This is a genomic window from Sphingobacterium corticibacterium (genome assembly GCF_004208525.1).
GTDB lineage: Bacteria > Bacteroidota > Bacteroidia > Sphingobacteriales > Sphingobacteriaceae > Sphingobacterium > Sphingobacterium corticibacterium.
Genome location: NZ_SGIT01000002.1, coordinates 730,630 through 744,888 on the forward strand (window position 1 = coordinate 730,630; position 14,259 = coordinate 744,888).

The 14,259-nt window shown below is 42.5% G+C and carries 5 protein-coding genes; all 5 read right to left on the bottom strand.

The window, feature by feature from the left end; genetic code table 11:
• Window positions 1-55 precede the first annotated feature (55 nt).
• Window positions 56-4,441, bottom strand: a complete 4,386-nt coding sequence (locus EWE74_RS11710) for a hybrid sensor histidine kinase/response regulator transcription factor (RefSeq protein ID WP_165384698.1) — start codon at window positions 4,439-4,441, stop codon at window positions 56-58.
• 171 nt (window positions 4,442-4,612) lie between these two features.
• Window positions 4,613-6,589 carry a RagB/SusD family nutrient uptake outer membrane protein gene (locus EWE74_RS11715; protein ID WP_239018637.1) on the bottom strand — a complete coding sequence of 659 codons (1,977 nt, stop codon included), beginning with the start codon at window positions 6,587-6,589 and terminating at the stop codon, window positions 4,613-4,615.
• Between the two features lie 7 nt (window positions 6,590-6,596).
• Entirely contained in the window at window positions 6,597-9,680 is a 3,084-nt protein-coding gene (locus tag EWE74_RS11720; RefSeq protein WP_206365210.1) for a SusC/RagA family TonB-linked outer membrane protein, read from the bottom strand.
• A 245-nt stretch (window positions 9,681-9,925) separates the two neighbouring features.
• Window positions 9,926-11,332, bottom strand: coding sequence for a glycoside hydrolase family 88/105 protein (locus EWE74_RS11725; RefSeq protein WP_130141726.1), 1,407 nt, complete (start codon window positions 11,330-11,332; stop codon window positions 9,926-9,928).
• A gap of 12 nt (window positions 11,333-11,344) precedes the next feature.
• Entirely contained in the window at window positions 11,345-14,209 is a 2,865-nt protein-coding gene (locus EWE74_RS11730; protein WP_130141727.1) for a glycosyl hydrolase, read from the bottom strand.
• Window positions 14,210-14,259 lie beyond the last annotated feature (50 nt).

Genomic DNA, 14,259 nt, shown 5'->3' on the forward strand with positions numbered 1-14,259 from the left:
TTAACCGAAAATTGCTGCTAAAGCGTTGGTGTATCATGAAGCGACACACCAACAATCATCCTTTTTTTTTCAGATAATCAGATGGGGAAACCTGATACATCTCTTTAAAGCAGGTACTGAAATAACCCGAACTGTTGAATCCCACTTTATAAGCAACTTCTGTCACCGTAAGCTCACCGGTATCCAGCAACTGTTTGGCGCGTTTCAATCTAATGTCCCTAATAAACTCTACCGGAGACATATTTGTTAAGCTTTTTAGCTTTTTATAGAACGTGGTTCTTCCCATCGCCATGGCATTTACGGCGACATCGATATTAAACGACGTATCTGCCATTTCATTTTCAATGATTTGGATAACATCCTTCAAAAAAATTTCGTCTTTTGAGGTGATAACGACTTCAGTCGGTTCCAGCTTCAGTACAGTTTGCTTATTTAGCATAGCTTCGACCACCTGTTGCCGGCTTTTTAAAAGATTTTGCAACAGTTGCTTTACATAATCGATATGAAAAGGTTTCGTAATATAAAAATCCGCCCCATAGGACAATCCTTTTATCTGCTCTTCTATAGCTGATTTGGCCGTCAATAAAATAATGGGAATATGGCTCGTTGCCAGATCACTTTTTATCTTTTCTAACATCTCGATACCATCAACTTCTGGCATCATCACATCCGAAACGATTACATCGGGTATCAGCCCACTGGCTTTCTCATAACCTTCCTTGCCGTTGCTAGCTTCATACACCGTATACGCTGCTTTGAACTCGTCCGCCATAAAACGTCTTAACTCCGGATTGTCTTCTACCAAAAGTAATTTAGGGAAGTTTTCTCCATATTTTTCGTCCGCAACGGTTTCGCATACCTCGACCTGCACATCAGGGTATTCCCTTTCTTTACGGATTTCCGGAGTTTCTTCCGACAGATCTTGCGGTTTAAAATGAGCATTGCCTTCCATAAATTGGATGGTGAAGGTCATCCCTCCATCGTTATTTATTTCCGCAGCGATCGTACCACCGTGCAACTTCATAATATCCTTTGATAAGGCCAAACCGATTCCTGTGCCTTTAAACGTTTTATCCGGCAAATTCCCTCCCTCGTAATAAGGCTCGAAAATAACATCTAGCTGATCTTCATGAACCCCATCGCCTTGATCATGTATTTGAACGCGGATATACTCCATTTCTTTTTCGATACGGATAACAATCCGACTATGGTGCGGCGAAAACTTGACTGCATTGGATATAACATTAAAAAATACAATATCCATCTTCTCTTCATCACACCACATCTGGATTTCCGGTTCACTGGTCATCAATTCTAAGGATATCTGCTTATCCTCCACGATATCCGCAAAGTTATCCAACAATTGTGTCAGAAAGCTCACCAACTCTACTTTCCTCACGTGTAGCTGTACCTTTTGTTCCTGAATCTTGCGGAAATCCAGCAATTGATTGACAAACCGGACCATGCGATCCGTATTCCTACTGGCCACATGCAAGTATTTAACGCCCTTTTCGGATAACGTTTCGGTCTGCTTCAATTTAAGCAACGGGTTAACGATAAGCGTTAAAGGTGTTCGCAATTCGTGTGAAATATTTGTAAAGAATTGTATTTTCAACGCCGCCATTTTCTTCTCTACGGCTACTTTATGCTTTAACCTTATCATGGTGAAAATAATCCGCCGAACCACCTCCAGCGCACCGACAACCAAAATAACATAACAAAGTATCGCCCAGCCACGCAACCACCAAGGCTTGTTAACGATGATAGGTATACTTTTTTCCGGTATGTTCGCGAAGTACCCGCTGCTGGTCGCTTTCACCCGAAACGTATAATTTCCGGGTGGGATTTTGGTATAGGTAGCTTTCTTCTGGTTTTTCACAAAATGCCAGTCTTTATCATACCCCTCCAATATATATGCATAGGATATATCATCCGGCGTCCGATAGTCCAACACCGTATACTCAATGGTAATCACATCCTGATCGTGTCGAAATACAATTTTGTCCGCATAGTTAATGGATGTTTTCAGTGGCGATTCGGGATCCTTAATGTTAATCTCTTTATTGTATAGTTGACTACCGGTAAACACCATATTGCCGGGAAATTTCTCATTCACAATTTTATCCGGATAAAACGATATATAACCATCCATTCCTCCAAAAAACAGTTCTCCTTTATCGGTTTTGAGACAGGCCGCCTCGGAAAATGCCATTTTAGGGAGTCCGTTGTACGTATTGTAGTTTCTGAAATCTTCTGTTGCTATATTCATCACCGCAATACCATTCTCGGTGGTCATCCAAAGATTTTGATGATTATCTTCCATGATACTCAATATGATATCATTTGGCAAACCCTGTTCTTTGGTAAAAGCTTTAAATCGTAGATCCTCCGTAAAATCGCCCGGCTTATTCAACACTTTACTCAGACCGCCGCCAAAAGTACCTATCCAAACTTGATCATCGTTCGATTTAAAAAGGTACATGACATCGTTATTCCCCAAGCTACTTTTATCTCCCGATATCTTTACGGTGGGTATAAATTTAATGTTATCCGGATGATCATCCGGATCAAACCGCAGAAGTCCGTCGGTAGTCCCTAACCAGATCTTTTTATCCGGTCCCTTCATGGCGTGCCGTATTACCTGAAAGGCATGTTTGGGATAATGTTTAAAGGAGTTGTTAATATTCTTAAAGTAGATCTTCCCCTTTTCTTCGACCAACAGATTTGGACCTTTCTGAAAGGTAAAGATCCATAACCTACCTTCGTCATCTTCGGTAATGTTATAAATCTGATTGCTGCTCAGACTCCCGATATCCCGGGGATCATTCTGATATCGGAAGACTTTATACTTCGTTCGCTGCTCATTTTCAGGCACTAGCTTAATTAGTCCATAGCCTTTCGTGCCCATCCAGATGTTCTTATGCCGATCTTCGGTTATACAATATATACTACCCGGAATTTGATTATTATCAAGCACCTTGACATCGCCGTTTTTATGAAAATATACTTCACCTCGCTTATTCGTAATCCATATCTTTCCGTCGGAATCCTGCAGTATGGCCCTTATCTCATTATCAAACTGATTCGGAAAGGAATTGACCAAACGGTTATGTCGGAAGTTGTCAGAAAAAAAAGTTGCTTTATTCACCCCACCATTTCGGGTGCAGAACCACAGCACTCCTTTTTTATCCGAATATGCCGCAACGATGTTGTTTGAAAACAGCCTGTTCGGATCAGCGGGATCATTATAGAAATAGGATAGTTTGTTTGTGCTTCGTTCGTACGCGCCAAATCCCCCTCCTTTTAAGCAAACCCATATCGTTCCCTTAATATCTTCAAAGACTTTAAAACTTCGGTCGTTTATAACCCCTTCTTGTGTTATAAAAGGTAAATTGTGTTCTTTCTGATGTACAAAAGCATCGAATGTATCGGTTGATGGGTTATATAAAACGGCTCCGTCTTTTTCAGGTTCTAACCAGATATTCCCTGTTCGATCTTCATATAAGGACAGATAATTCGCTTGCCCATTTTTATGCTGCAAGGTTCCATGTTGGCTGTCATAAATCTTTAACCCTTGATGGAGCATGGTTAAATAGATTTTGCCTGTTTTGGAAACCAACATATCGGAAATTCCGCTATCTCCTATCCGTTCCTGTGAAAAGGTCTTTGATGTCGGCTCATAGGCCACCAAAACACCATCTGTTGTTGCGAAATACAATTTTCCCTTTGCATCTACCGCCGCATGCGAGAAATTATGTTCGGTCCCATACACCTGATTTTTAGGTCCGAGAAGGGGAGTATATTCTTTATTCTCTTTAGTTAAACACATCAAACCACGTTTCGTTCCGAACCAAACGCGATGTGTAAGGTCTTCAAATATGAAGTTGACGTTGCTTCCCAGATAAGCGGTCTCCATACTGTAGTTTACGATCTGCACCTTTCCATTTGCTATGTCTGACACACATATCGCACTACTGTCTTCCGTGGTTAACCACACATCCCCATTAGCCATCGGGATAATATCTGAAATAAAGGCGTGTTCCAGGCTCCCTCCTTTATCAGTCATTGTAATCGGTAAAAATTCTTCTTTGCGCTTGTCAAAGCGATAAACTTTCTTATCGTATGTTTTCACCCATAAATATCCACGCTTGTCTTCAACTATTTCCCTTATTTTATTGCTTTTTAACGTTGACTCATCTCCGGGCCTGGATTTATAGACGACAAATTTATTGCCGTCATAACGATTCAGTCCATCCCAGGTTCCGAACCAGATAAAACCTTCTGCATCTTCTACGATACACGACACCCCATCATGAGACAAACCATTTTCCGTTGAATAGGTCTTAAACCTTGGTTCCCGCACGATTCCTAAAGCATGAAATACATTGATATACAGCACCCATATCAACACCCCAAAAACTTTCCTATTTTTTGCACTCATCTGCATTGGTCTACAATACTGTCCTCGCTTCGGTTTACAATTGCTAAATATAGATTATTCTCTAGCGTCACGCATCATGTAGTATCCTGCTCTGTGTTGTATTATAAAAAACAGGCTGCCCTTTAGGGAACAGCCTGTTGAAAGTAAACAATATAAATTTTTAGGGTATATTTAATATCCTGGATTTTGCATAGCTGATTTCTCTGCTGCTGTTAATGGTCGCCCATCTACCTGGATATTATCCAAAAATCCTTGTGGAATCGGCCGCACATAATGTTTGTTTTCCTGTGGTCTGGCTTCATTATGAAACACTTCATTCCGCTTAATCAACGTTTTCGTACGCGCCAAATCTTCCCAACGCATGAGTTCCCCCATGAGTTCACGCGATCGTTCGTTCAAGATAAACGCTATGAATTTTTCCTGATTAGAATTTACACCCAGCACATCATAAAATTGATCTGTCGCATTCAAAATATCGGTCACTGAGCCCAAAACCATCTCACCTTCTGTCGCAACCGTCGTTTCTGCTATATTATTTGACTCGTAGTAGGTATTTTTATCCGAATAAGATACAAATGCGGTTGCTGGAACAACGGAGTTATTCCTATATGCAACTCCACCATCTACATAGGCCGACCGATCCTCCCCTGCTTTATAAGCTGCACGTCTACGAATCTCGTTGATGTAAGGTAAAGCTTGGTCGTAGTTTTCCTGGCGTCCGTATGCTTCGGCGACGATAAGGTAAGTTTCCGCCAAACGAGCCAAAATACCATCCCGGTAACCAAACTGCGAAGCAACGGTATTACGGGATCCATCGGCAAACTTTGACATCGTCACATACCGGCTTGCATCATAATTCCCGTGATTCCCTTTATAATCTTGGGAATTTCCGGCGAAGTAACGTACAAACATGTGGGGAGCACGACTTCTAATATTTGCAGCTGTGTAACGATCATCTCCCGCATCATTAACAATATATTTGATAGACACTTCACCTCCTAGGAATCTACGCTGATCAACCAACTCCGGACTTGGTGCGTTTGATGCTTCCCATACGGGTGCCGCATTTGGATTGTTGCATAAATATTCTGTCTTAAAACTTTTCCAAAAGCGGGAATCGTTGATCCGGTCAAACACATCAATCGCATAATCAGACGTGCGTAGCCGCTGAAATTCTCTTCCACCCGGAATATCACGCTGCATGCCTGGTAGATTTTGATATACCGAGGGGTAATGCAAATGCACTTGGTTACCATATCTACCTATCGTTGCATCATTATTGGAAAATTGAGCCGCTAAAATAATCTCAGGTAGTGTTTCGTTGACATCGTTCGGCTTTGTATAATGCCACAAATCCCTAAAGTTTGGAGCTAGGCTGTGCGAACTTTGCTCAATCACTTCCCGTCCATATTTTATGGCTTGTTCTAAATCCGCTTCACGGGTAGCACCGTTCCAATCTGCATATAATTCACTCGCCCGGAACAGGTATACTTTTGCTAAAAAGTGTGCTGCAGCCCATTTCGTAAGACGACCTGTTTGGGCCCCGGAAGTAGGCAGCAGTTCATAGGCGTTTGTAAAATCTTCAATCACTTGATTGTACACTTCCTGTGCAGAGGCTCGAGTAAATTCAAGCTCCACCGTAGAAGAAGGTTCCAGTTTAATCGGAACACCTCCATACTGCTTCACTAATTTAAAGTAGTTGAACGCACGTATAAAATACCCTTCCCCTAAACGGATATCCTTGGTATCCTCGTTTTCATAAAATTCCGGTACATTTGCGATCACCGTATTCGCTGAGTTTATAGCACCATACATATTATCCCAAATCACTTCCACTTCGCCTGTAAAACTATTAAAGTTGGCACTGTACGTTCCCCACATTTCTTTAATGCGGTCACCTCCAACCCAAAACTCGTCCGTTCCATAATTGGTAGACGCGTACGCCCATTCGTAGTTGAAATGAAACTTTAATGTTTGGTACATGCCCGTTACTAAGCCGTCAAGCCCCTCTGTGGTTTCAAAATCGGCCGTATTTCTTGCCGTAATCATCACCTCATCCAAGAAATCTTTTTTACAACCCTGCATACTTAAAAAAGGAACCGTCGCAAGCAGTAAATACGTATATTTATTTTTGACTATCTTCATCATCGTAAATTTAAAATCCAATATTTAATCCAAAAACAACACCTCTATTAAAGATGGAACTACCGGTATCGGGGTCTATCCAATCGACTTTGGAATACAACAATCCCGGGTTCATAGCTTGTGCGTAGATACGTAGGTTAGCCAATTTGATACGATCTGTAAAATTTCGCGGGAGTGTGTAACCTAATGACACGTTTCGAAGTTTTATAAAACTACCGTCCTGATAATTCATGGCGCTTCTGTAGGGGTCACCCGAGAAGCTGTTATAATTCGGTGCCGGGTATTCGTCTGTTGGGTTATCCGGTGTCCAATAGTCTAAAACGCGTTGTGAGAAGCGTCCCTGTAAGGATTCTGCACCATTTTCAATCGTAAATCCCATTCGACCATAGATAAAGAAATTAAGGTCGAAATTTTTATACGTAAAGGTATTTCCAAAACCAAAATTCCAATTTGGCGCCGAGTGGCCACGGATCTTCCTATCATTGTTTGCATCTATGACGTAGTCGCCATTTAAATCTTTCACTCGAATCGTACCCGGTGTGAATTCATGTCCATTGGCATTAAATTTCTCCATCTCCGCTAAATCTTCCGGTGTATCTTGCCAAATACCTTCCTTCTCAAAATCATAATAGACAGCGATACGTTGGCCGATAAAGAGATTATTCCCCATATCATCCAATTTTCCATTTTGCAATTCAACAATACGATCTTTGCTGTGTGTAAAATTGATGGTTGACTCCCAAGAGAAGTTTTCATGAGCAATATTCACCGTGTTCAGACTTATATCAACTCCACGATTTGCAGATATTCCAATATTGTCCCAGGTAGTTGTAAAACCATTAATGGATGGTATAGCACGAGACATCAACAAATCTGTTGTTCTCGATGTAAAGTAATCAATTGAACCAGATAAACGATTGTTTAGCAACGAAAAATCAACACCGTAGTTAATCTGCGCAGTCTTCTCCCAACCAAGTTCCTTGTTGGGCATCGGAAGTGGATTAGCGAGCGATGGATCACTATTTACATATCCGTCTTCTACAATGCCTCCCCAGGCATAATATAACGGCGTCAACATACCTAATGTCATATAAGGATCAACAGCCGAATTTCCAGTGACACCAAATCCTACCCGTGCTTTCAAACTATTAATCCAAGTTTGATTTTCTAAAAAACTTTCCCGATCTAATCGCCAGGCAACTGCCATTGAAGGAAAGACATCCCATTTATTACCAGCAGCTAATTGAGATGCACCATCCCAACGTAAGGAGCCCGTAAACAAATATTTGCCATCAAAGTCATAGTTACCTCGAATCATATAAGACGTCAATTCGCTCTCCACAAGGTTCGACCCAAATCCCTGAAGTTGATCAACGGAGTTCAGCTGATACCACATCTGACTACTCCATGGCAGGTTATTTGCCGTCATGGTTGACGTTTCGGTTCTATTCGCAGTGGCACTCTGCAGCAACGTTAGCCCCACATTGTGCTTATCAAATGATCGGTCGTAATAAATTAAATTATCCAGCGTCCAGGAGAAACGCATGGTTTGGTTCAATTGTGCATAGTTAGTTGAACCCGGTTCGCCAGCCCCCCTATTTACCGAATTGGCGTCCATATAACGTCCATTTCTGTTGTTATAATAATCTGGACCAAAATTAATCCTGTAACGTAAACCTTTAAGCGGTTCAAGTTCGGCGTATATATTTCCGAAGTTACGCCAGACATGCCTTTCATTTACATTAAAATCGGCCTCTAATATCGGATTCTGGATATTAACGTCACCTCCCGGTAAATTGATGCGATTACCGTCATTATCAAATGGCACGGCATACGGAAGCATACCACGAGCCGCCATATATAGATTTCCCGGCCCGGTGGCATTTGTTGTTGCATAGCCATAATTTTGATCACCGAAAGTAGTATTGAGTACGGCTCCCATTTTAAACCAATCTTTTGGTTTGATATCTATGGTAAGCTTTCCAGAATAACGCTGATAATCCTGCCCCAGCTGTGTGCCATCTTGTTTTAAATACCCAAAGGAACCATAAGCCTGTACCGTTTCATTACCGCCACTGGCAGAAACGATATGATCGTGGGTTACACCAGTTTTCGTTACATAGTTGCCCCAATCAGTCGTAGATACAAGACTCCCATCCCATTGTCCGTTTACCCAGCCTTTTTCGATATTTGACCAAGCGTACGGATCGCCGCCAAAAATCGCCTCATCACGCTCCTTATTCGGTTCGTCCGGATACTGCCCAATGAAACGATATGCGTTTCGTCTGAATTCAATATACTGTGGCGCATCCATCATTTCTGTGCGATCACGTAAGTTCTCGATAGTAGAAGTTAATGAATAGTTTAATGTCGTACGTCCTGCCACACCTCGTTTTGTCGTCACGATAATCACCCCATTGGCTCCTCTGGAACCGTATATTGCCGTCGCGGAAGCATCTTTCAGCACATCAATACTCTCAATATCTTTCGGGTTTAAAAATTCGATACCGCCCGAGCTCAATGGCACACCATCAACAACATATAAAGGGGAATTTGAAGCTAATAGGGAGCGCTCTCCTCGAACACGTATAGACCCCATTTCGCCTGGACGTTCGTTGGATGTTACATCAAGACCCGCTGCACGTCCCTGCAATGCCTGCAAGGGGTTCTGTACGGGCATTGCGGTAATATCTTCACTATTTATCGAAACAACCGATCCCGTCAAATCACTTTTCTTTACCACGTTATACCCCACAACCACCACTTCCTCGACCAGTTCACTTGTTGATTCCAACATTACGGACAATGTGCTTCTATTGTTAATATTTTGTTCTTGCGTTCCGTAACCAAGCATCGAGAATGTCAATATTCCCGTCGGTGGTGCACTGATACTAAATGTTCCAGCATTAGTTGTCGTCGTCGCGACAGTTGTTCCTTTAAGCTGCACTGTAACCCCGGGTAATGAATTTCCTTCCGCATCCCGTACTGTTCCCGTGATGGTCGTTTGGGCCCAGGCCGGAAGTATCAATAAACAGGTCATGCCGATCAACAAGAGATACCTACTCAGCACGTCTATCCTTCTCGTTTTCATCATTTTTTCCATGTACATTTTATAAACTAGTTAACTTTCTTAAAATATTTTCCTTCCTACTAACATCGGTTTAAAAAGCGAGTCATTTTTTCAATGAACCGTCTTTTCATTAGATTTATAGTGGCAAGTTATACAAACGGCATAATGGTGGCAACCTGCCGCATCCTGTGTAGGGTATTTATAAAACAAGAAGCCCATCTAACGATAGGCTTCTTGTTCATGAAAACATTTAACAGTCAAGAAGTTCCTTAATATGTTTGTCCGTCTACTCCGAAAATTGCCGCATCTGTTTTCGGATCCGTCTCATAGTATTGAATAGCACTATCGTTCATTTTCGGATAGCTTTTCTTAATCAAGGTGATCATTTCTGCTCCTGCTAACAATGCTGGGCCATACCCATGTGCTGCATATGCATTTACCGGACGATGATAATAATAGGCCGGATCAAAAGCCATACCCGTACCTACACAGGTACCCTCAACTTGTCCTTTCGCATTGATTTGGGTTGACACAGCGCTCCACCCCAATTGTGCTACCGGTCCGTAGGAAATAACATCCAACCAACCTTTGTTAATACCCCGAGCGATACAATATACATAGATTGCCGTGGCCGAAGTCTCTAGGTATGAATCATTTTTATCCAATAACTGATGCCAGAAGCCGGTACCCGATTGGTAAGGAGCAATACCCTCGACATGCTTTTTATAAATATCGAGTATATCCGCTCTCTCCGGATGATCCAGCGGCAAGACATCAAGCACCTCGGTTAGCGTAAGCAGCGCCCATCCATTGGCACGTGCCCAGTGAAAAGCAGGGTGGCTATCTGCGCTTTCGATCCAGCCGTGCATATATAAGCCTTTTTCCGGTACAAACATACGTTGTGTGAATTGCTTTATCTGACGTACGGCTTCGTCGAAATACCGTTTCTCGCCGGTGTAACTCCCCATGTGAGCAAGTGCAGGGATACCCATGTACATATCATCCAACCACAGACTATTCGCTTGCGGACGCATGCGGGCGAAGGTACCATCAGCCAAACGGTGTTCTTTATTTTCGATAAAGTCCATGTAATTATTGATCAATTCCTGGTAATCTACACCGGAATCCGTATGGCTAAATTTGACCATTGCGGCACACATGGCACCGGCATCATCCAATGAACCAGGAAATATCACCTGCCGAATTTGCCTATCCACCACGTTATGTTCTTTGTGTAGACGTCGAAAATGTGGGGCCACTTCCGACAGAAAATTAAAGCGTTTCGCTACATATTCCCGGTATTTCGGATCTGCGGTTGCTTCCGCGGCCTCTAACATCGCTGCATAAGTCACTCCCCATTCATAACTCGCCAGACGAAAATCACCTTTTTCCAATTGGACATGTTCGTTCAGTTGTGTATAATCGGTAATTTCCTTTCCCGTTATGGTATCCAACACGCGGGTGGGGGTTTCTTCATCCAAATAAACAAATATCCGATCTAGGTTTTGTTTAATTTCCTCGGCAGTCCATTCTTTATAGGGTGTTGTATATTCTGGTGCCAACAGATGCAATGGTGTGTTGGAATCAGTTACTTTCGTCTCTTGTTTGGCCGTCTCCTGACATGACATCATCCCCAATATGGAAATGATCCCTATCGATAAATACGCTTTCTTCATATAGTCATTAAATCATTTTGTTATTCTTTTCAAAGGAATTAAAGTTACCTTACCCGAAAGACCAGAGGCTGTTGGCTTCCAGTTTCGGGCAGAGAACAAACCGTCTTCTCCTCTATTTTCTGCGCGTCTAGCAGCAAAATTGATATTATAAAATTTTCGCCAGCTTACGCCTTGCTTATCCATATAGGCAATACGATTGGCCATCAGATTAGAGACAGCAATTTTCAAGATATCGTTCCCTCGCAAGGCGTCTACCGATATTTCGAGTTCGTATGGTGCATTCAACAGCGTACCGATGTGCAGGTCATTCAAATAAACGGCAGCACTCTCGTCTACATTTTCCAAACGCAACAACCAAGTATCGGTACTTTCTGATAAGATCGGAATAGTGGTGCTGTATTCTGCCGTTCCCGAAAAATTTTCATAGTCTCCACCATACGTAACCCAGGATTGAAGCTGCTCTGTCGCGATGCTTTCCGGCAAACTAGGCCCTCCCGTAACAAAATCAATCTTCCAGTTCGAGAGCGTAACGACATCGTCCAATGCTTCATAAAAAGGATACATCTCTCCGGTATAAACATCTTTAAATGTCTCTACAACAATCGATTCTTCGGGACGGATACTTACATATATGGCTGTATTGCTTCCATTCGATTGGGTAAGTGCATATCCTTCAGCACCTGTCATCGGATTATATAATGCGGCCGAGGCATAATCAGCCTGTAGAGCAATCCATCCCTTAAACAATGTATCGGAGGTATTTTTGATAAAATAATAGTAGTTACCATCATCTTTAACACGACGAATCGATTGCAAACCATCGCTATAAAACGATTCAGGCTGAACGCCAGAATAGGTGACAAGCTCCGGGAGCTCTTCAGCAACTACCATTAATCCCTTTCCATAAGCCGCCATACGCCGGTTGCCTTCTTGTTTAAACGTTAACTCGTTTTTCAGCTGTTCTATCTTCTGGGTTCCATCTATCTTTCCTCGCATACCCGGAGCGGCCTTTGGCAGATCTTTCACAAACAACAACGTTGCGCCCTCATTGGCCAAGTTAATGAGTTTTTCAAAGGTCTCAGCCGGCATAAGGGACGCTTCCGGAATTAAAATAGTTTTATAGCTATTCCCATGTGTAAGGAGCTGATTATTTTCGTAGGTAACATCCTGCAATTGTTGATCGGAAATAGCATCCCAGGAATATCCATTATCCGACAAATAATCTCCACAAACTTTGAGACTGAGATCGTCAAATAAGGTATTGGAATGAAAGTGCTTCAGCATATTATTCCCTCGTTCTGACCAGTGGTCGGCAATATTAAAATAAACCAGTATATCATTGGCTGGACGCCCTGCCTGCAGGAAACTTTGGGAACGGGCGACGTATTGGTTTAACGTTTTAAAATCGTCCCACAAACTATTGGTAGGCGCAAAATGTACCGCCGCATAAAAAAGCCATCCTGGCCACATAGCTTCTTGTGGAGAATAAGCCGTACCATGATAAAAGATATGATTTACGCCAGAAAGAAACATGTTATCTACCGCATTCTTTACATCCCCCCAATTAGACTCAAAATGTTCATTAAGCCAAGTAGCCGATTCTGAAGAAATCAGTTTTTTACCCGTAACATGTGCAGCTGAGGCGGCACTTTTAAGGTTAACAATTTCGCGTCCCTCGATTTCGGGCACGTCACTGGCTGCGTATAAGTCCAACACATTTGCCGGTGAGCCGTGCGCTTGATTACGGATGCCTTTACCCTGTGCACTTGCCCATTTCTGCCATGGTTTGGTATAGTTTTCTAACAAAAGTTGACTTATCGTCCAACGGTAATCATATATAATACGGCCGTTGATTTCCGCTGTATCTTGTCCTAACAGTGCAGGGATATAATTGCGCAAATCGTAGCCGTTCAGCTGCTGGAATGCTGTAAAGAAGTCCGGCGTCCAATTGGCTTCGCCATGGGCGTCGTCCACTTCATAGGAATCGTTAAAATAATACCTTAGATAGCGGAGATCATGATTTTTGAACGCTGTATCAAACTTATCCAAATATCCGTCTAACGCTGATCTCGAGAAATGATCGATCACATTTCCTTCTCCTCCGGGACCAGCACGCTCCACCTGTTTACCATGCAGGCCTTCAAACAATGCACAAATCATCCATTCCCCAGCGGGAACTACCCACGTGAGCTTGCCCTCTTTTACCTGATCTGTCAGATCTATCGTTTCCGTAAAACCATTTTGACCGGATTTATGTGCCGAAACCATCATAAGTGGTAATGACTCTTCAAAACGCACTTGGTCAAAAGCATATTCTTGTAAATCTCCATTGGTCGCCAGCGGTGCTTTAACATCGTTGATATCCAGCTTCTTTCCATCTTGCATACGCAGGATAGGTTTCTGGACATAATGAATGGATTCTGAAAACGTCTGTCCGCTTTTCACCTGAAAAACTTTAGAAGCCATATATTTACAGGCTGTTTCCTCATCTACCCAAGGTCCACCGAATGGCCATCCTGAGGCGTTAGCTAGATCTACACCTAATCCAAGTCGCTCGGATTCTTTCAACGTATACACCAACTTCTCCGTCCAATCAGGAGAAAGAAAATCAATAAACTGTCCTTCTTCTCCTTTTACGCCATAAATCGGTGTTATTTCAACACCCCCCAATCCGGCTGCTTTGTATGATTCCAGTGATGCTGTTAGTCCTTGTTCCGTTACGGCGCTACCATGCCACCACCAACGCGTCCAAGGTCTCATTTCCGACGTAATTTCCGGCCATGCAATTTTCCCTGTTTCTTTTTGCTGCTCGTTATTTTGTTCGCAACTCAGGAACACCGCTGTTAGACAAAGCGAAAAAAAAGTGACATATTTCATATTATCGATGTTGCGTTATTCATCAGAACGGTTTATAATATTAAACTTAT

What these genes read in the sequence shown, in the direction of transcription:
- EWE74_RS11710 (WP_165384698.1), bottom strand. Translation starts at nt 4,441, where the DNA reads ATGAGTGCAAAAAATAGGAAAGTTTTTGGGGTGTTGATATGGGTGCTG.
- EWE74_RS11715 (WP_239018637.1), bottom strand. Translation starts at nt 6,589, where the DNA reads ATGATGAAGATAGTCAAAAATAAATATACGTATTTACTGCTTGCGACG.
- EWE74_RS11720 (WP_206365210.1), bottom strand. Translation starts at nt 9,680, where the DNA reads ATGATGAAAACGAGAAGGATAGACGTGCTGAGTAGGTATCTCTTGTTG.
- EWE74_RS11725 (WP_130141726.1), bottom strand. Translation starts at nt 11,332, where the DNA reads ATGAAGAAAGCGTATTTATCGATAGGGATCATTTCCATATTGGGGATG.
- EWE74_RS11730 (WP_130141727.1), bottom strand. Translation starts at nt 14,209, where the DNA reads ATGAAATATGTCACTTTTTTTTCGCTTTGTCTAACAGCGGTGTTCCTG.